We start from the raw sequence: 18,009 nt of genomic DNA on the forward strand, positions 1-18,009 counted from the left end.
TGACATGACTCAGGCGTCGGTACCCCGCACGATGCGTTGGTACAGCGCGTCATGGCGGCGGACCATCTTCTCCAATGACAGCTCACGCGCGACGAAGTCCCGCGCGGCCTTGCCCATCTCTCTCGCCTTCTCGGGATTCGAGAGCAATTGGCGGAAGGCCTGAGCGAGCTGTGCGGGGCGCTCGGGGTCCACCACCAGGCCCCGCTCGCCGTCGCGGACGAGGTCGGTGTTGCCACCCACCCGTGTCACCACCATGGGGAGCCCCGCGGCCATGCCCTCCATGACGGCGTTGGACATGCCCTCCGCGGTGGAACAGAGGACGCCGAAGTTCGCCCGCGCGTAGATGGCGGGCACGTCCGTGCGGTGTCGCAGGAAGTGAACGATGTCGCGCACCCCCAGCTCCCCCGCGAGCTTCTCCAGGCCGGGGCGGCGCTCGCCGTCGCCCACGAGGAAGGCATGCAGCTTCACGCCCTCGTGGCGCAGCATCGCCAGGGCGAGCAGCAGGTCCTCCTGCCGCTTCACCGGGTGGCTCATGTTGGCCACGTGGACCACCACTGGCGCGCCGCCCGTCTCGGGCAGGGGGCCGCGCAGGCCCTCGCGCCGGCGCGACTCGAAGCGCGGCAAATCCAGGCCGTTGTGGATGACGGAGACGCGCGAGGCGGGCAGACCCTCCTCGGTGATGAGCTGGTTGCGGATGGCCTCCGCGTTGCCAATCACGTGGTCCGCCATGCGCGTCAGCCGCGAGTGCACGGCGCGCCGCGCCCGCCCCTGCCAATGCGACAGGTCCAACCGGCCGACGATGACCTTGGTGCCCGCAAGCTTCGCGGCCGGCACGGCCACCATCGTCGAATAGAAGTCGTGCACATGCACCAGCTCCACCCGGTGCTGCCGGAGCCAGCGCGCCATGCGGTACACCTGATACGCCGTGTTCGCCTGCACCACGGAGCCCTTGAGCGGGAAGGCCGCGGGCGCGTGCCCCAGCTTCCACACCGCGCCAATGAGCGGCCCCGAGTCATCCAGCACGGACACCTGCAACCGGTAGCTGGGGGGCAGCCCCCGCAGCAGCTCCAACACCTGCACCTCGGTCCCTCCAATGTGGAAAGACCGGGTGAACTGAACCAGGCGAAGGGGCTCTTGCCCCATCCGCGCTTCCTCACGCCGCATGTCCGGACCCCTCCCACGTCGCCACCACCGGCTCGCGAGGAGCCGGAACCCGTTGCATGTCCGCCGCGGCTTCCGTCGCCCGCGCGATGCGGTGCGCCGCCGCCGCCAAACCAAAGAGCACGTAGCAGTGCGCGGACAGGATGTAGCCGGAGAACAAGTCACACACGAGATAGCCCGCCACCGACGCGGACAGCGCCCGCGCCAGCCAGCCAATCTCCTTGTCTCGCGACGCCTCGAAGGCCCCGCCCGCCGCGCCGCCCGCGAACACCATGAAGAACGCCAGTCCCACCCAGCCCAGCTCGCCAATCACATCCAGGAAGATGTTGTGCGCCACGTACGCGCGGCGCGCCTCGGGCGGCGCGTACATGGGCCACGCGTAGCGGAAGCTGCCCGCGCCCACGCCCAACAGCGGCTTGTCCAGGCTGATGCGGCTGGCCACCTGCCACGCGTAGACGCGGCCCATGGCGGACGCATCCTCGTGGAACTCGGCCACCGTCTCGTTGCGCTGCCAGAAGCTCTGCGGCGCGAAGACGAGCAGGCCCAGCACGAAGAGCGAGCCCACGACGATGGACTGGATGCGGCGCTTCTCACGGATGGCCCACAAGCCCATGGCCACCGACAAACCAATGAAGCCACCGCGCGAGTGGGAGACGACGATGGCCGCCACCGCGAGGCCCGCCGCCACCAGACACGCCAGCCGCCACACCCAGGCGCTGCCCTTGCGCGCCACGAAGGCCACGGCCAGCGGCACCACCAGGGCCAGATTCATGGCCATGTGGTTGGGGTCCGCGTAGACGCCCACCCAGCGCGCGCGGAAGCCTTCCACCAGGTCCTCGCCCACCAGGTACCAGTTGATGGCGCCAATGGACGTCACCACCGACGCGAGCACCATGGCCCCGCACACCACCGCCAGCCGGCGGCCCGTGGTGATGACGTTGACGAACGTGATGTAGATGGCCGTCAGCTTCAACAGCTCGACGCCCGTGGTCGTCGTGACCTCCGGATTCACGGACCAGCCGACGGAGGCCACCGCCAATGTCGAAAAGGCGATGAGCGACAGGCCGCGCGAGCCGTCCACATACAGCGGCTCCGCCCGGCCCAACCTGCGAATCACCATGAGCCCCGCCGCCACGCCAGACGTCACCAGCGCGAGGCGAAGCGGCGCGAGCGCCGGAATCCACTCACCCGGAACCGCGTACATCACCGCCGCGAAGGCGGTCAGCGCATAGAAGGCCCACACGTCACGGCGCTGCCCCTGCTCTCCCAGCACCATTCACTCCACCTCCCGGCAGTTGCGTCGCGCACCAATACGCGTGCCTGGGCGAAAGCAGAGGACATGCCAGGGGCCCCATCGGGCAAAGCCCTGAATCTTCTAAGACGGGACGGCCTCGCCTGGCTGGCGGGCCGCCCGGGACTGAAATTCCTACGGGATGGGGGCGGACTCCATCGGAAGGATCGCCGAGGCCACCGGCTCCAGCCGGCCGTCCTGGAGCCACGCCGTTCCCAGTTCCTCCAGGAGCCGGGACAGCGTCACCCCCACCAGCCGGTGCAGCTCCGCGTGGGCCTCGGGGGGCACCACGGGCTCCAGCCCCTTCCGGGCGCGCTCGGCCGCGGAGTCACGCACGCGCGGTGCGTCCGGGGTGCCCTCGAAGAGGCGCTGGCCCAGCTCCACCACGCGGCCCAGCGGGACCGGGCGTGGATCAGCGCGCTCCTCCAACACCGCCATGGCCACCACCGCGGCGAAGAGCCGCTCCACGCCCAGCGTCTCCAGGGACACACCGAAGCGCGCCAACGCCTCCCGGGCCGCGTCGTCGTTGCCGCCCAGGGCGCCGCGCAGCAAGGGAATCTGCGCCTCCGCGCGGGCCAGCAGCGCCTCGCTGGCGGCCAGCTCGCGACGGGAGCGGAACGGCACCGGCTCCGCGCCCTCCACGCGCAGCGCCCGCCGGGGCCGCTTCTGCCGCAGCGCCACGATGGCGGCGGCCTCCTCCGGCAGCACCATCAGCACGCCCTCCAGCAGGGCCCCCGGCAGCTTCATCAGCCGGTCCGCGCGGAACTTGAGCTGGAGCGTCAGGGAGAAGCCCGTCTGGAAGATGCGCCGCATGGGCGTGTCCCGCAGGACGTCCGTGGCGCGCTCCGTGTCCGCGCCCGTCAGGTGCTCGAGCCCCAGCGACAGGTAGTCGCGCACCGTCTCGCTGGCGCGGCGGATGGCGTCCAGGTCTCCGGGGTCCGCCAGGTCCGCCACCAGCGCGGCGCTGGCCACCTCGCGCAGCTCGTCCTCCGCGTTCAGGGCCTCCATCAACGTCAGCCCCCGGAAGGCCGCTTCCAGGTAGTCCACGTGGCCTGACTGCGGCACCAGTCCGGGGCGCGCAGCGGCCGTGGGCGAAGGCGCCACGTCCATGCGGCTGAAGAGCGCCACGGCGTCCTCCAGTGACGGGAAGCCCAGGTCCGCGAGCCGGCCGCGGCGGAACTGGTACGCCGTCTCCTCCATCTCACTGGGCAGCTCCCAGCGCACCGCCTCCAGCAGGCGCACCGCCTCGAAGGGGTTCTCCGCCAGGAGGTCGTTGAGGAGCATCCGGACGGCGGACATCTCCACGCCCTCCACCTTGATTTCAATGAGGTAGCGCCCCTCGGGCGTCTCCATCGTCACGCCCGGCGGGTTGACGTCCGGGTTCTCCTCCAGGTCATGCACCTCGACGAACTCGCGCAGGAGGTACTCCACCACCTCCAGGTCCACCGCGTGCAGCTTGCGCAGGAACTCGGCCGTGTCATCCACCCCGCCCCGCGCCGCGCGCAGCCAGGTGAGGACGGCGTGTGAGTCCAGCTTGTCGCGCTGCCAGCCGCCCAGGTCCACGAAGGCGCGGAACTGCCCGGGCGACGCGAGCTGCACCAGCTCCGTCGCGTCCGCCAGCCCCAGCTCCTGGATGGTGACGTAGAGGTCCTCGGCCGGCATCGAGCGGACCAGCGCCCGTGCCTCCGCGACATCCAGGAGGGCGTCCACGCGCTGACGCGGGGACAGCCTCATCAACCGCTGACGCAGCTCCCGTGGGGCGAGCTGCACGTCCTTGCCATTTCCGTTCTCGGACACGGCGCGGTCCCTACCACAGCGACCCCCGGCCCGGGAGGGGAACCCCACCCCAAGCGGCCGTTACCCGATGGAGCCCTGCCCCGTCAGACGCGGGTGGACTTGCCGAAGGTGTCGAGCAGCGCGCCCCAGACCTCGTCCACGCCCAGCTTCTCCGTGGAGGAGAACGGGAGGATGACCTCCAGGGGGACGTCCATGGCCTTGGAGAGCTCAATCATGCGGGGCTTGCGGCGGGCCTTGGTGAGCCGGTCCACCTTGGTGGCCACCACCAGCACGCGGCGCTTGTGGGCATGGAGGTAGTCCAGCGTCGCCAGGTCGTCCGGCGTGGGGCCCACCTCCGAGTCGATGATGCTGACCACGGCCTCCAGGCGGTGCCGCTTCTCCAGGTAGGTGGTGATCATCTTCTCCCACTGGGCCTTGTCCGACTTGCTGGCCTTGGCGAAGCCATAGCCGGGCAGGTCCGCCAGGCGGAGCTGGTGGCGGATGCCGCCGCGCTCCAGCTCCACGTCGAAGAAGTTCAGCGTCCGGGTGCGCCCCGGCGTGTTGGACACACGCACCAGCTTCCTGCGGCCGGTGAGCGCGTTGATCATGGAGGACTTGCCCACGTTGGAGCGGCCGACGAAGGCCACCTCCGCCGTGTGGTCCGTCGGGTAGCCCTTGGGCTCCACGGCGGTGGTGACGAAGCGGGCGTCAATGAGCTTGATCACAACGTCATTTCTTGACCGACGGATCCGTCCCGGCGGCGCGGCGGGCGCGCTCGGCGGACCAGTGGTCGATGGCCTTGAGCGACTCCTTGAAGTCGAACGGCCGTAGGGAGGGCGACGAGGCGTCGTGGCAGGAGCGGCACTGCTTCTCCGACGGGTCCACCAGACCCACCAGGCGCGCCAGCTCCGAGTCCTTCATCACGTACTCGGGTGAGTAGTACTGGCCCCCGCCGTGGCACGTTTCACAGGTGACATTCACGGTCGCCTGGGTGACCTGCTCCGGTGAATGGCAGGACAGACAGCGCCCGTCCTTCTTCTGCTGCTCGGTCAGCGAGCTCTCCGCCCGGGCATGCTTCGACTGCATCCAGGCGTCGTACGCCTCCGGGTGGCAGCCCTTGCAGCTATCCGGGCCTACGAAGTCCGCGCCCCCGGCCGCCCCAGCGGCGGCCAGCACGAGAAGGGAGAGAATCCTGATGCCAGGAACGCGCATGTCCGCCGGAGTAGCAGAGCCCCCCGGACGGGGCAAGGCGTCTCGTGGTTGAATGACCGGCAGAAACTTCCGTCGGGCTAGAGGGGTTGCTAGAGCCATGCCCGCCCGTACCACCAGGGAGGAGCCGTAATGCGCATCCTGACCGTCCTTGCCGTGCTCACACTCGCCGTGCCCGCCGCCGCCAAGCCCTGGCAGGGAATCGAGCCGGGTGTGTCCAAGCGCGACGACATCATCAAGAAGTTCGGCGAGCCGTCGCGCACCGTCCGGCAGGACGGCAAGGAGGTCATCGCCTATCTGGCCAAGGAGGCCATCAAGGGCACCACCCAGGCCCAGTTCAAGGTGGATCCGGAGACGCAGCTCATCGAGCGCATCGACGTGTTCCCCGGCCCCGTCATCGACAAGGAGACGGTGGAGAACAGCTACGGCCCCGCCTGCCCCTCCGGCGCCGCGCCCGCCACGCCCTGCTACCTGAAGAAGCTGACGGACGACTTCCGCACCTACTTCCTCTACCCGCGCCTGGGCCTGGCCATCTTCTTCAACGAGGACGGCAAGACGGTTCAGTCGTTGACGTTCACCACGCAGAAGGCCGCGAAGTAGGCACGCGTCCGTGCACGTCTTTGGCCTGACGGGAGGCATCGCCTCCGGGAAGAGCACCGTCACCCGCGTCCTCCGGGAGCTGGGCGCGGTGGTGCTGGACGCGGACGTGATTGCCCGCGAGGTGGTGGAGCCCGGCACGCCGGGCCTCGCCGCGGTGGCCGCGCGCTTTCCGGGCGTCGTGGGCGCGGACGGCCGGTTGGACCGGGCGAAGCTGGGCGCGCGCGTCTTCGCCGACCCCGCCGAGCGCGCCGCGCTCAACGACATCACCCACCCGCTGGTGCGCCAGGCCTTCATGGACAAGCTCCAGGCGCTGGAGGCCCAGGGCGTGGCGCACGTCGTCTACGACGTCCCGCTCCTCATCGAGAGCGGCATGCACGCCTGGATGGAGGGCGTGGCGGTGGTGTGGGTCCCCCGGGAGGTCCAGAAGGCCCGGCTGATGTCGCGGGATGGCCTGGATGACGCCGCCGCCGAGAGCCGGCTGGCCGCCCAGCTTCCCCTGGATGACAAGCGCGCGCACGCCACCTGGGTCATCGACAACAGCGGTGGACAGGACGCCACCCGGGCCCAGGTGGAAACGATGTGGCGCGCCATGCTCGCGCGCGGCTGAGCGCCGGGTATGCTGCGCGCCGCATGAGCGAGACGCGCAAGAAGTCCACGGCCGGGACGTACTTCCTCACCGGCTACCCCGGGTTCATCGGCAAGCGGCTGGTGGAACACATCGCCCGCGAGGACCCCAAGGGGCACATCTACGCGCTGGTACAGCCCAAGTCCTTCAAGGAGGCGCAGCAGCACGCGGCCCGCGTGAAGGGCGCCAAGGTGGAGCTGCTCACCGGCGACGTGGTGGACATGCACCTGGGCCTGTCCGGCGAGGAGTATCAGCGCCTCTGCGAGCGGGTGACGGACATCTTCCACCTGGCGGCGGTGGCCCAGTTGGGCGTGGCCAAGGAGACCGCGTGGCGGGTGAACGTGGACGGCACCCGCAACATGCTGGAGCTGGCCCGGGACTGCGGGAAGCTGTCGCGCTTCAGCTACTTCTCCACCTGCTACGTGTCCGGCGACCGCGTGGGCGTCATCGCCGAGGACGAGCTGGACCGGGGCCAGGCCTTCCGCAACGCCTACGAGGAGACGAAGTTCCAGGCGGAGCGGCTGGTGCAGCGCGCGGGCGCCACCCTGCCCATCACCGTCTTCCGTCCGTCCAGCGTGGTGGGTGATTCGCGCACGGGCGAAATCGACCGCTTCGAGGGGCCCTACTACCTGGGCATCCTGCTGGTGACGTCCCCGCTGGTGGTCCCCCTCCCCCTGCCGGGCAACGGCGTGGCGCCGCTGAACGTGGTGCCGGTGGACTTCGTGGTGGAGGCCGTGTGGCGCCTGTCCAAGGACGCGCGCGCCCAGGGCAGCACCTTCCACCTGGTGGACCCCAACCCGATGAGCGCGCGGCGCGTGTACGAGCTCATCGCGGAGAAGTCGAACAAGAAGCTGCCGCGCTTCAACCTCTCCGCCCGGGCCGCGGACGTCATGCTGCGGCTGCCATTGCTGGAGAAGCTGGCCCGCCCGCAGCGCGCCGCCATCAGCTACGTCAACCACCTGGCCATCTACAACTGCCACAACACGCTGGAGCTGCTGGACGGCACCGGGGTGCGCTGCCCTCCCCTGGCGTCCTATCTGGACCAGCTCGTGGCCTACGTGCGGGAGCAGTACCGCAAGCGCCGCGAGGGTTCGGAAGAGGACGACCCGTTGGATCAGGGAATCGCGAGGGACGCGGAGGGTCACTGAGTCCGCGCGGCGCAGCCGTGGTAAATCCAGGGCTCCATGCCACGCACCTACCAGCCAGGCGACACGTTCACGCACGTCCGCGAGTGCGACCGGTACCGGCCGATTTATTACGCGGGCGCATCCGGGGACTACAACCCCATCCACATCGACCCGGAGGCGGGCGCCGCCGCCGGGCTCAACGGCAACATCCTCCAGGGGCTGTGCACCCTGGGCTGGGTGGTGGAGGCCATTGCCGGCTTCGTCGAGGATCCGGGGCGGGTGCGCCGGGTCAAGGCGCGCTTCTCGCGCCCCGTGCGGCCCGAGGACACCATCACGTTCCAGGGCCGCGTCACCCGTGTGCAGGACGGCCGTCTCACCGCGGACATCTCCGCCACCAACCAGCGCGGCGAGGACGTCCTGAAGGGCGCCATCGTCGAAGCCTCCATCGAGTAACGCCCATGGCCCTCGACAAGCGCTTCATCGGCCGCGAATACGGCCCCTACCGCTACACCCTTGGCGAAGAGAAGATGCGCGAGTTCACCCTCGCGCTCGGCGGCGCGAAGCCCGGCGCCGGCACGCCGGGAGAGCCGCCCGCCCACGTCAGCCCGCTGCTCCACGACGCGCAGGCCGCGAAGGCGGGGCCGCATGGGGGCCTCATCGCCTTCCCCAGCTTCGCCGTCGTCTTCGCCATCCGCCCCTTCAGCGCCGCTATCGCCGACCCGGAGCTGAACATCAACATGCAGATGGTGGTGCACGGCGAGCAGGATTTGGAGTTCCTGGACGTGATGCGCCCCGGTGACGTGATGACGACCACGGGCCGCATCGCGGACCTCTACGAGCGGGCCCGCATGGGCTTCGTCATCGTCACCAGCGAGTCGCGCAACCAGCACGGCACCCTCGTGGTGAAGGGGACGTGGACGGCCATCGTCCGCGGCTAGCCGTCACTTCGGGGCGATGACGCCTTCGTCGAGCAACTGAGCGAGGATGCGCGCGGTATCCAGCCGCGTCATCCCCGACAGCGAGAAGAGGTCCTCGTAGCTCACCGTGCCGTCAATCTGGGCCAGCACGAAGCCAGCGCGGTGGTCCAGGTTGAGCCAGATGATGTCGTCCGGCTGGAGCCGCACGGCGGGCACCCGTCCCAGGTCGCCCAGCTTGTTCTCCAGCCGCGACATCAACATCTGCTCGCTGCGCACCCGCAGCGCCTCCACCCGCGAGTCCGTGGGCGCCAGCTCCTTGGCCTTGAAGAGCAGGTCCACCGCGCCGGAGTGGTCGTCCAGCTCCAGCAGGTCCGCCGCTCCACGCAAGAGCAGGTCCAGCTCGCTCTCCACCGCGGGGAGACCGAACTCCTGCGTGTTCCCCTCCGGGACGCCGTACTCGTCGGTGTCGCCTGACGGGGTGACGACGGGCTCCTCGAAGTCGAGGTCCACGTCGCGCGCCAGCAACTCCATCACATCCGCGGGCGCGCCATCGGATGCGACGGGCAGCACCACCGGCGAGGCCTTGTTGTCACCGTCCTGCGGCCCCCCCTGCCCGTCCGCCCAGGCGCCCCAGTCCCCCTCCAGCACCGGCGCCACGGGCAGGTCCGCGGCCGTGGGCATCAGGCGTCCGGGCAGCGGCTCGGACTCGGGCGGCCGTTGGAAGGGCGAGGTCGTTCCCCGCGAAGCGGCACCCGAGGCCGCGGCCAGGTATTCACGCGCGCGAGCGTTGGCGGGGTCCAGCTCCAGCGCGCGCTCGAAGAGGCGCTGAGCGCCTTGCGAGTCGCCGCTGAGACGCAACCACAACCCGGCCTCGATGAGCTGGTTCGCGCGCTGGGTGCTCATCTACCGCCCCGTGCCACTGACCGCGGGCCCCTTGAGCTGCGTCAGGCACCCGGTGAGCAACTCACACGCCCGAGCCAGCGCCGCCACGTCCTCGCCGGCGCGGACCGCGCGCGCGTGCTCCAGCACCTGCTCCGCGCGAGGCATGACATCCGGCGCCAACCCACCCCCGCCCGGGAGCAGCCGCGCCCGCGTCAGCGCATCCACCACGTCGCGCGCCAGCGAATCCAGCTCCACCCGCCGCGTCTTCAGTTCGTCCGACGCGCGGGCCGCGAGCAGGTACTCGCGCTGCTCGTCCATGATGCGCTGGAGTTCCTCTTCCGTGAGGCCGCTGGACGCGGTGACGGTGATGGACTGGCGCAGCCCCGTCTCGCGGTCCTTCGCGTGGACGGAGACGATGCCCTCCGCGTTGATGTCGAACGTGACGTCAATCTCCACCTGGCCCCGAGGCGCCTCGCGCAGGCCGGTGAGGACGAACTCGCCCAGCAGCTCGTTCTGGTGCGCCAGGTCGTGCTCGCCCTGGAGCACCATGATCTTCACCACGCGCTGGAAGTCCTTCGACGTGGCGAAGACCTCCGTGGCGGAGGTGGGCACCGTGGTGTTCTTGGGGATGAGCCGGCGCACCGACCCACCGGCAATGGCCACGCCCAGGCTCTGCGGCGTCACGTCCAGGAGCAGCAGCTCGTGCTCCGGCTGCACCAGCGCGTACGCCTGAATCGCGGCGCCCAGGGCGACGACTTCATCCGGGTGCACGCCCTTGCAGGGCTCGCGGCGGAAGTAGCCGCGCACGGCCTCGACGATTTTGGGCATGCGCGACATGCCACCGACGAGGATGACCTCCTTGAGCTCGGAGGCGCGCACACCCGCCTCGCCCAGCACCTCGGTGGTGATGCCCACCACCCGCTCGGCCAAATCGGACGTCAGGTCGTCCAGCTTCTCGCGGCTCAGCGTGGACTGAAGATGGAGCGCGGCGCCGCCACCGGGCGGCGTGCAGATGAAGGGCAGGTTGAGCGCCGCCTCCTTCACGCTGGACAGCTCCACCTTGGCCTTCTCCGCCGCGTCCTTGAGCCGCTGCAACGCCATGCGGTCCTTGCGCAGGTCGATGCCGTGCTCCTTCGCGAAGCCGAAGACGAGCCACTCGATGATGCGGTTGTCCCAGTCCTCGCCGCCCAGGTACGTGTCGCCGCCGGTGCCCACCACGTCGAAGACGCCCTGGGAAATCTCCAGCACGGACACGTCGAAGGTGCCGCCGCCCAGGTCCAGCACCGCCACGCGTCCGTTCACCGTGCGGCCGAAGCCGTAGGCCAGCGCCGCCGCCGTGGGCTCGTTGATGATGCGCAGCACGTCCAGCCCGGCGATGCGGCCCGCGTCCTTGGTCGCCTGTCGCTGGGCGTCGTTGAAGTAGGCCGGCACGGTGATGACGGCCTTGCTGACGGGCCGGCCGAAGTGCGCCTCCGCGTCTGACTTCAGCTCCTGGAGGATCATGGCGCTGATCTCCGGAACCGACAGGTCCTTGCCCCCCATGCGGATGCGCAAGTCGTCGTGCTGCCCCGCGACGACCTCGTAGGGCAGCGAGCGCAGCGCGTCCTGCACCTCGTGCGAGGAGAACTTCCGGCCGATGAGCCGCTTGGCGGCGTACACCGTCTCCTGGGGATTGGTGATGGCCTGACGCTTGGCGATGCCGCCCACCAGGCGCTTGCCATTCTTCGCCATGGCGAGGACGGAGGGCGTGAGGCCCTGCCCCGTGCGGTTCTTGATGACCACGGGTTGGCCGTCCTGGACGGTGGCGACGATGCTGTTCGTCGTTCCCAGGTCGATGCCAATGAGAGGTTCGGGCTCAGCCATGGGGCAGCGTACTCACTCCTAGAACGTCCAGCGCAGCTTCTTCAGCGCGGCCTTCGCATCGGCGTTGTCCGGGGCCAGCTTCGCCGCGTCCTCGAAGGCTCGCTTGGCGAGTTTCTTCGATCCCGCGTCCAACAGCACCTTTCCCAACGTCAGATGGTGCTCCACCCGGGTGTCGTCCAGCTCCACGGCACGTTGCGCCAACCCGCGGATCTCCGCGGCATCCTGCCCCAGCAACTGACCCAGGCGGGCGGCCCGCCAGGCGGCCTCGGCGTTCTGGTCGTCCAGCGAGCAGGCGAGCCGGTAGGCGGCCATCGCCCCCAGGCTGTCGCCGTGCTGCTCCAGGCCGAGCCCTCGCATCACCTCGGCGCCCGAACGTTGCGCGTCGTGGGCCCGCCGCGCCTTTACCAGGAGGGTGGCGACTTCCCGGTTCTTCGGGTCAAGGCTCTGGAGCTGGTGGAAGTCGTGGTAGGCGCGTTCCCAATCTCCGCTCGCGATGGCGGCCTTGCCCCGCGCCAGCAGCTCCGCCAGCCGCCCCGTGCGGGCCAGGTAGGGATGACGTGCCAGCCGGGCCTGCCGCTCCGCGCGGCGAGCCTCGGACTCCACCGGATCGGCGGACGGCAAGGCCGGCGCTGGGACGCTGGCGGCGGGCGCGGGACGCGACACGGGCGATGACGACGGGCGCGACACGGGCGCCGGCGCGGCCACGTGATGGACGGGCGGCGGCTCCGGCGTCAGCAGGTGCTGCGTGGGCGCTGACGCGGCGGGAGGCGGCGCGGCGGGAGGCGGCGGCGCGGCGGCCTTCTCCGCCTGGGCCAGCGCGGGATGTCCCCGCAGGTAGGCTTCACGCTTGTCCGGCTGGAGGAGCACGTTGTGCGCGTCCGTGAGGCGCCGGAAGATGCGCTCCATGCGGGCGCGGAAGCTGCCCAGGTTCTTCCCGAAGTAGCGGTCCGGATGGAAGCGGCGCGAGGCGTTGTAATACGCCTGCTTCACCTCCGCCGCCGGAGCCCCCGGCTTCAGCCCCAGCACGGCGAAGTGGTCCATGCTGTCCAGCGAGCGCTCCAGCTCGATGATTTCCTTCTTCCGCTCCGGCTCGAGATCCACGTCCTCGGCCATCGCCGCGTCCAACGTGGGCGCGGGCGCGCCCCGGGGCACCACCCGAGCGGGGACGATGGCGCCCTTGGCGCGCAAGGACAGCAGCACGGCGATGGTGCGAGGCTCGCCCAGCCTGGAGCGCGCCAGGACCTGGTCGATGCGCTCCACGCGCCCGACGAGTTGCAACACCGCGCCCTCCTCCGCCGAAAGCTGGAGGCGCGCCGTGTCCAGTTGGGGAACCGTGGCGATGTGATCCGTCAGGGCCCCCAGCCCGACGATCGTGTTTGGCGCACTCACAGTGACGGTCCGAGGAAAGACTTCCGGAGTTTCCAGCGTAGGGGTTCCGGACGCAGGGCGTCAAACGTCCGTGAACCCATCGTGCGAGCAGAGATGGACGGCCAGGCCGTCAGTTGGCGGCGAGCACGCGCTCGAGGATGGACAGGCCCTCATCCAGCTCGCGCACCGTGACGATGAAGGGCGGCGCGAAGCGGAGGGTCCGATCGCCCGCGGCGTTCACGAGCAGGCCCTCCCCACGCAGTTGGGCGATGACGGGCGCGACGTCGCGGTCCAGCTCCACGCCCAGCAGCAGACCCTGGCCCCGTACGGCATGGATGCGGCCCGCGGGCAGGCGCGCCTGGAGCTCCCTCGCCCGGGCCTGGAAGTGCGCGCCCTTCTCCTGGACCTCGTCCAGGAGGCCGGGACGCCGGAGGATGCGCACCACCGCGTTGGCGGCGGCGGCGGCCACGGGGTTGCCTCCGAAGGTGGACCCGTGGGTGCCCGGCGTGAGACTCGCGCCCAGTGCCTCCTTGCAGAGCATGGCGCCAATGGGCAGGCCGTTGCCCAGCGCCTTGGCCACGCTGATGCCGTCCGGAACGAAGCCGTCGTGCATGAAGCCAAACGGCTTGCCGGTGCGGCCCATGCCCGTCTGAACCTCGTCCACGAGGAGCAGCAGGCCCAGCTCGTCACACAGCGCGCGCAGGGCCTTGAGGAAGCCCGGAGGCGCCAGGCGCACCCCGCCCTCGCCCTGGATGGGCTCCACGAGGATGGCCGCGGTCGCCGGGCCCACCGCCTTGCGCACGGCCTCCACGTCCCCGTAGGGCACGTGGGTGAAGCCGGCGGGCAGCGGCTCGAAGCCCTTGTGGTACTTCGCCTGCCCGGTGGCGGTGACGGTGGCCAGGGTGCGGCCGTGGAAGCTGCTGTCGAAGGTGATGACCTCGAAGCGCTCCGGCGTGCCGCGGTCCTTCATCACCTTGCGCGTCAGCTTGAGCAGCGCCTCGTTCGCCTCCGCACCCGAGTTGCAGAAGAACACGCGCTCCAGGCCCGACCACTCGGTGAGCTGCGCGGCCAGGTCGATCTGCGGCTGCGAATAGAACGCGTTGGAGACGTGCCACAGCGAGTCGAGCTGCGCCTTCGCGGCGGCCACCACGTCCGGGTGACAGTGCCCCAGCGCGCACGTGGCGATGCCCCCAATCAAATCCAGGTACTCGCGGCCTTCCGTATCCCAGACACGAGTGCCCTGCCCCCGCGCCAGCACGAACGGCGGCTGCTTGTAGTTCTGCAGCAGGTGGCGCTTCGCCTTCTGGATGAGGGCGTCGGTGGCGGAATCGGACGATGCGGAGGGGGACAACTCGGATTGCGACAAGGCAGTCATCCTTCGTGCGGTGCTGTGCCCCTCCGCATATAGCGCGCTACAGGATGTAGCGCGACAGGTCCTCGTCCTGGACGATGGCGGCCAGGCGCTCACGCACGTAAGCGGCGTCCACCTGGAAATCCCGGGGTCCCATCTCACTGGCCGAGAAGGACACCTCGTCCAGCAGTCGCTCCAGGATGGTGTGCAGCCGCCGGGCGCCAATGTTCGCCGTGCGCTCGTTGGCCTGCTGGGCGATGCGCGCCAGCTCCGTCACCGCATCGTCCGTGAAGGACAGACGCACACCTTCGGTGCCAAGCAGCGCCGTGTACTGTCGCAGGAGTGAATTCTTCGGCTCCCGGAGGATTCGCACCAGATCCTCACCGGTGAGGGGCTCCAGCTCCACGCGGATGGGGAAGCGGCCCTGGAGTTCGGGAATCAGGTCGCTGGGCTTGGAGACGTGGAAGGCGCCCGCGGCGATGAAGAGCATGTGGTCCGTCTTCACCACGCCGTACTTGGTGTTGACAGACGAGCCTTCCACGATGGGCAGGATGTCCCGCTGGACGCCCTCTCGGGACACGTCCGGGCCGCCGCCGCCCTTCCCGCCGCCATCGCGGCTGGCGATCTTGTCGATTTCGTCGATGAAGATGATGCCGTTCATCTCCGCGCGGATGACGGCCTCTCGCTGGACGCGGTCGGGGTCCACCAGCTTGGCGGCCTCTTCCTTGCGCAGAAGCTGGAGCGCCTCGGGCACGCGCACGCGGCGGCGGCGCGTCTTGTTCATGCCCGGCATGTTCTTGAAGAGGTCCTGGAGGTTGACGCCAATCTCCTCCATGCCCTGGCCGGAGAAGTTGCGCATGAACGTGGGCGAGGACTCCGCGGTCTCCACCTCGACCTCGACGTCATCCAGCGTGCCGGCGCGGAGCTGAGCGCGGAACTTCTCGCGGGCGCTGTCGCTGGCGCGCTGGGCCGGCGGAGGCGGCGGCGGAGCGAAGCCAAACGGCGGCGTCGCGGTGGACGTCTTCCCGCCGCCCTGCATCAGCTCCATGAGGCGGTCCTCGGCCTGCTCCTCGGCGCGAGGGCCGACCTTCTCGGTCTCCTCCTCGCGAACCAGCGCGATGGCGGCCTCGACGAGGTCGCGAATCATGGATTCGACATCGCGGCCGACGTAGCCGACCTCGGTGAACTTGGAGGCCTCCACCTTGACGAAGGGGGCCTGGGCCAGCTTCGCCAGCCGGCGGGCGATCTCCGTCTTCCCCACGCCGGTGGGCCCAATCATGATGATGTTCTTGGGGTGGATTTCGTCGCGCAGGTCATCGGTCACCTGCTGGCGGCGCCACCGGTTGCGCAGGGCGATGGCGACGGCGCGCTTGGCGGCGTTCTGCCCGACGATGTAACGGTCCAGCTCGCTGACGACCTCGCGAGGCGTGAAAGCGGACAACTTGCGCGATTCGGCCACGGGGTGTGTCTCCTAGAGCTCTTCGATGGAGATGTTGGCGTTGGTGTAGATGTCGATTTCACCCGCGATGGTGAGCGCCTGGTGGACCACGTCGCGAGCGGAGAGCTGGGTGTGCGCCATGAGGGCGCGCGCGGCGGCGAAGGCGTAGGGGCCACCGCTGCCCACGGCGGCGATGCCGTAGTCGGGCTCGATGACGTCGCCGGCGCCGGAGAGGATGAAGGTCTTCTCCTTGTCCGCGACGATGAGGAGCGCCTCCAGCCTGCGGAGGAAGCGGTCGGTGCGCCAGTCCTTGCCCAGCTCCACGCAGGCGCGGGCCATGTTCTTCTGGTGCTCCTTGAGCTTGGCCTCGAAGCGCTCGAAGAGGGTGAAGGCGTCCGCGGTGCTGCCCGCGAACCCCGCGAGCACCTGGCCCTCACCCAACCGGCGAACCTTCTTCGCCGTGTTCTTCATCACGGTCTTTTCGAGGGAGACCTGGCCGTCGCTGGCGATGGCGACCTTGCCGTCGCGCCGCACACAGAGAATGGTGGTGCCGTGGAACATAGGACCCCGGGTTTAACAAGCCGGGGTCCTCGTTTCCAAGGAACAGTGACTGCTTGTCTGCTCCCGTACCGTTTCGTGCACGACGGGGTGCAGCACGACGTCATCCGTCATGCCCCTGGCGCGGCTCCCGGCGCCTCAGCAGTGCCGGCAGCGACCACTGCACGACGCCGTGCACGATGACCAGTCCCGCGAGAAGCGGGAGGAAGCGGTCCAGGGATAGCGCCGTTCGAATCGCGCAGAACAGGAGGTAGCCAATCAGGGCGACCACCGGCACGCCCGAGGCCATCCGTGGCTGATGTCTCGTGCGCCAGAACAGGACGACGGTGGACACGTCACAGAGAAGGCCCAGTCCCAGAAAGCCCCAGGCCAGCACGTTGGCGATGAAGGTGAACCAAGCGGCCACGCCCCCTCCGTCTCCCAAGATTACTGACGAAGAATCGGCTCTTCGTAGTCGATGTTATCGCGTCCCTTCTCGGCCTGGAGGTAAGCCTGGACATCGCTGAGGCTGACTGACGCGGGAATACTCACCGCAAGCAGTCGATATCGGGGGGCGGACTCCGTAGAGCATCCCAATCCCACGAGGAATTCTCGGACTCTTTGCATACAATCAAGCTCGAAGAAGTAGACCCTGACGAGGGAGTACTCCGAGCGTTGCAACACTGACTCAAACCAATGACACCCGTCTTCCAATCGCGTCGAGACGACATCACCCAGCGTCGCCTCACGTGCAAAGAACGGCGTGTTATCAATGGTCACGCCGGGACTCGCAGGATCCACAATCGCCCATACTGACTCGACAGATGCAGGAGGATAGTCGTCCTCATCTGGGTACAACTGAAAGAACACTTTCAGCAAAGAGTCGTCGTCTATCATCAGCCAACCCATCCCATCACGCCCGCGGATGCGCGGAGTCGTAGACCTGCTGGAGCTGTTCCCACGTCACCTGCGTATACCGCTGCGTGGTGGACAGGCTCGAGTGGCCCAGCAGCTCCTGGATGCTGCGGATGTCCGCGCCGCCGCCCAGCAGGTGCGTGGCGAAGGAGTGACGCATGGCGTGCGGGCTCACCTTCCGCGTCAGCGCGCACTTGAGCACGTACGTGTCCAGGTGCCGCGCGATGCTTCGCGGCGTCAGGCGCCCACCCCGGAAGTTGAGGAACATCGCCTCGGGCGCTTGGTCCTTGCGAATCACAGCCAGCAGCTCCCCGCGCCGCGCCAGATATGCCTCCAGCGCGCGGATGGACTGCGCATTCACCGGCACGAGCCGCTCCTTGCTGCCCTTGCCCATCACCCGGACGATGCGCCCGCTCCGGTCGATGTCCAACGTGTCCAACCCGCACAGCTCGCTGATACGCAGACCGCCGCCGTAGAGCAGCTCCAGGATCGCCCTGTCCCGCAGCCCGAGCACCGTCTTCAGGTCGGGCATGTCCAGGATGGCGAAGACCTCCTCCACCGGCAGCACCTTGGGCAGCGCCTTGGGCAACTTCGGGCTCTTCACCAGCTTCGCCGGGCTCGCGGGCAGCAGCTTCTGCCGCACGAGGTACTTGTAGAAGGACTTGATGCTGGCCAGCCGCCGCGCCCTGCTCGCGGGCTCGTGGTCCGTGCTCAACGTGCCCAGGTAGCCGCGAATCGCCGCGTGCGTCCCGGCCAGGAGCGACAGCTTCATTCGCTCCACCAGGTACCGCTCGAAGTCGACGAGGTCGATGAGGTAGTTGCGCACCGTGTGCGGGGACGAGCCCTTCTCGTCCTCCAGGTGGGAGCGGAACTTCTCCAGCAGCGGCGACAGGCTCGTCATGGAGACGAGCCTACGGGCCGGAGATTTCCTGGCAAGATTCGCGGTGGC

At 69.2% G+C, this 18,009-nt stretch carries 19 protein-coding genes; 5 read left to right on the plus strand and 14 right to left on the minus strand.

Translation table 11 applies throughout. The features are described 5' to 3' along the window. Positions 1-9: 9 nt before the first annotated feature. From exoK to A176_RS19225, 5 genes are all read right to left on the minus strand, one after another. A complete protein-coding gene (gene exoK, locus A176_RS19205) occupies positions 10-1,164 on the minus strand; it encodes a spore coat polysaccharide biosynthesis glycosyltransferase ExoK (protein ID WP_002639777.1) in 1,155 nt (384 codons plus the stop codon). Beyond that, a complete protein-coding gene (gene exoJ, locus A176_RS19210; protein ID WP_044891048.1) occupies positions 1,154-2,437 on the minus strand; it encodes a spore coat polysaccharide polymerase ExoJ in 1,284 nt (427 codons plus the stop codon). The genes exoK and exoJ overlap by 11 nt, the downstream gene beginning before the upstream one ends. Positions 2,438-2,587: 150 nt before the next feature. Then, positions 2,588-4,249, minus strand: coding sequence for a DUF6178 family protein (locus tag A176_RS19215; RefSeq protein WP_002639775.1), 1,662 nt, complete (start codon positions 4,247-4,249; stop codon positions 2,588-2,590). Positions 4,250-4,332: 83 nt separating this feature from the next. After that, positions 4,333-4,953, minus strand: a complete 621-nt coding sequence (gene yihA, locus A176_RS19220; protein ID WP_002639774.1) for a ribosome biogenesis GTP-binding protein YihA/YsxC — start codon at positions 4,951-4,953, stop codon at positions 4,333-4,335. A gap of 4 nt (positions 4,954-4,957) precedes the next feature. Further along, positions 4,958-5,404, minus strand: a complete 447-nt coding sequence (locus tag A176_RS19225; RefSeq protein WP_002639773.1) for a cytochrome c3 family protein — start codon at positions 5,402-5,404, stop codon at positions 4,958-4,960. A 165-nt stretch (positions 5,405-5,569) separates the two neighbouring features. Here A176_RS19225 and A176_RS19230 point away from each other — a divergent pair, with 165 nt between their 5' ends. The 5 genes from A176_RS19230 to A176_RS19250 are packed head-to-tail and all read left to right on the plus strand — an operon-like array spanning position 5,570 to position 8,727. Further along, the gene (locus tag A176_RS19230; RefSeq protein ID WP_002639772.1) at positions 5,570-6,037 is read left to right on the plus strand and encodes a hypothetical protein; all 468 of its coding nucleotides are present in this window, start codon (positions 5,570-5,572) and stop codon (positions 6,035-6,037) included. Between the two features lie 10 nt (positions 6,038-6,047). Continuing rightward, positions 6,048-6,644 (plus strand): dephospho-CoA kinase, encoded by a 597-nt coding sequence (coaE, locus tag A176_RS19235; RefSeq protein ID WP_002639771.1) that lies wholly within the window; start codon positions 6,048-6,050, stop codon positions 6,642-6,644. Between the two features lie 23 nt (positions 6,645-6,667). Further along, positions 6,668-7,810, plus strand: a complete 1,143-nt coding sequence (locus A176_RS19240; protein ID WP_002639770.1) for an SDR family oxidoreductase — start codon at positions 6,668-6,670, stop codon at positions 7,808-7,810. A 36-nt stretch (positions 7,811-7,846) separates the two neighbouring features. Then, a complete protein-coding gene (locus A176_RS19245; RefSeq protein ID WP_002639769.1) occupies positions 7,847-8,242 on the plus strand; it encodes a MaoC family dehydratase in 396 nt (131 codons plus the stop codon). 5 nt (positions 8,243-8,247) lie between these two features. Then, positions 8,248-8,727, plus strand: a complete 480-nt coding sequence (locus A176_RS19250; protein WP_002639768.1) for an FAS1-like dehydratase domain-containing protein — start codon at positions 8,248-8,250, stop codon at positions 8,725-8,727. Between the two features lie 3 nt (positions 8,728-8,730). On the opposite strand, the gene A176_RS19255 is transcribed toward A176_RS19250, so the two are convergent. The 9 genes from A176_RS19255 to A176_RS19295 all read right to left on the minus strand — a co-directional run bounded on the left by A176_RS19255 (position 8,731) and on the right by A176_RS19295 (position 17,961). Further along, positions 8,731-9,609 (minus strand): tetratricopeptide repeat protein, encoded by an 879-nt coding sequence (locus tag A176_RS19255; RefSeq protein ID WP_002639767.1) that lies wholly within the window; start codon positions 9,607-9,609, stop codon positions 8,731-8,733. Next, complete coding sequence (gene dnaK, locus A176_RS19260) at positions 9,610-11,451, minus strand: molecular chaperone DnaK (RefSeq protein WP_002639766.1); 1,842 nt, start codon at positions 11,449-11,451, stop codon at positions 9,610-9,612. A gap of 18 nt (positions 11,452-11,469) precedes the next feature. After that, complete coding sequence (locus tag A176_RS19265) at positions 11,470-12,840, minus strand: J domain-containing protein (protein ID WP_002639765.1); 1,371 nt, start codon at positions 12,838-12,840, stop codon at positions 11,470-11,472. A gap of 109 nt (positions 12,841-12,949) precedes the next feature. After that, positions 12,950-14,194 (minus strand): aspartate aminotransferase family protein, encoded by a 1,245-nt coding sequence (locus A176_RS19270; RefSeq protein WP_044891051.1) that lies wholly within the window; start codon positions 14,192-14,194, stop codon positions 12,950-12,952. 37 nt (positions 14,195-14,231) lie between these two features. Beyond that, on the minus strand, positions 14,232-15,629 hold the full coding sequence (hslU, locus tag A176_RS19275; protein WP_002639763.1) for an ATP-dependent protease ATPase subunit HslU: 1,398 nt from the start codon (positions 15,627-15,629) through the stop codon (positions 14,232-14,234). A 12-nt stretch (positions 15,630-15,641) separates the two neighbouring features. Further along, entirely contained in the window at positions 15,642-16,169 is a 528-nt protein-coding gene (hslV, locus tag A176_RS19280; protein ID WP_002639762.1) for an ATP-dependent protease subunit HslV, read from the minus strand. Positions 16,170-16,269: 100 nt separating this feature from the next. Continuing rightward, positions 16,270-16,572: a hypothetical protein gene (locus A176_RS19285; protein ID WP_002639761.1), complete on the minus strand. Its 303-nt coding sequence runs from the start codon at positions 16,570-16,572 to the stop codon at positions 16,270-16,272. A gap of 20 nt (positions 16,573-16,592) precedes the next feature. Beyond that, the gene (locus tag A176_RS19290; RefSeq protein ID WP_226993925.1) at positions 16,593-17,042 is read right to left on the minus strand and encodes a DUF4265 domain-containing protein; all 450 of its coding nucleotides are present in this window, start codon (positions 17,040-17,042) and stop codon (positions 16,593-16,595) included. A 16-nt stretch (positions 17,043-17,058) separates the two neighbouring features. Further along, complete coding sequence (locus tag A176_RS19295; protein WP_002639760.1) at positions 17,059-17,961, minus strand: tyrosine recombinase XerC; 903 nt, start codon at positions 17,959-17,961, stop codon at positions 17,059-17,061. Positions 17,962-18,009: the final 48 nt, after the last annotated feature.

It is taken from the genome of Myxococcus hansupus, from assembly GCF_000280925.3.
GTDB classification, from domain to species: domain Bacteria; phylum Myxococcota; class Myxococcia; order Myxococcales; family Myxococcaceae; genus Myxococcus; species Myxococcus hansupus.

Bases quoted from the DNA above. Each gene is read 5' to 3' on its own strand.
- A176_RS19245 (WP_002639769.1), top strand. From the start codon at position 7,847: ATGCCACGCACCTACCAGCCAGGCGACACGTTCACGCACGTCCGCGAG.
- dnaK (WP_002639766.1), bottom strand. From the start codon at position 11,451: ATGGCTGAGCCCGAACCTCTCATTGGCATCGACCTGGGAACGACGAAC.
- exoJ (WP_044891048.1), bottom strand. From the start codon at position 2,437: ATGGTGCTGGGAGAGCAGGGGCAGCGCCGTGACGTGTGGGCCTTCTAT.
- A176_RS19240 (WP_002639770.1), top strand. From the start codon at position 6,668: ATGAGCGAGACGCGCAAGAAGTCCACGGCCGGGACGTACTTCCTCACC.
- A176_RS19255 (WP_002639767.1), bottom strand. From the start codon at position 9,609: ATGAGCACCCAGCGCGCGAACCAGCTCATCGAGGCCGGGTTGTGGTTG.
- A176_RS19230 (WP_002639772.1), top strand. From the start codon at position 5,570: ATGCGCATCCTGACCGTCCTTGCCGTGCTCACACTCGCCGTGCCCGCC.
- A176_RS19250 (WP_002639768.1), top strand. From the start codon at position 8,248: ATGGCCCTCGACAAGCGCTTCATCGGCCGCGAATACGGCCCCTACCGC.
- A176_RS19290 (WP_226993925.1), bottom strand. From the start codon at position 17,042: ATGATAGACGACGACTCTTTGCTGAAAGTGTTCTTTCAGTTGTACCCA.
- exoK (WP_002639777.1), bottom strand. From the start codon at position 1,164: ATGCGGCGTGAGGAAGCGCGGATGGGGCAAGAGCCCCTTCGCCTGGTT.
- A176_RS19295 (WP_002639760.1), bottom strand. From the start codon at position 17,961: ATGACGAGCCTGTCGCCGCTGCTGGAGAAGTTCCGCTCCCACCTGGAG.
- A176_RS19270 (WP_044891051.1), bottom strand. From the start codon at position 14,194: ATGACTGCCTTGTCGCAATCCGAGTTGTCCCCCTCCGCATCGTCCGAT.
- hslV (WP_002639762.1), bottom strand. From the start codon at position 16,169: ATGTTCCACGGCACCACCATTCTCTGTGTGCGGCGCGACGGCAAGGTC.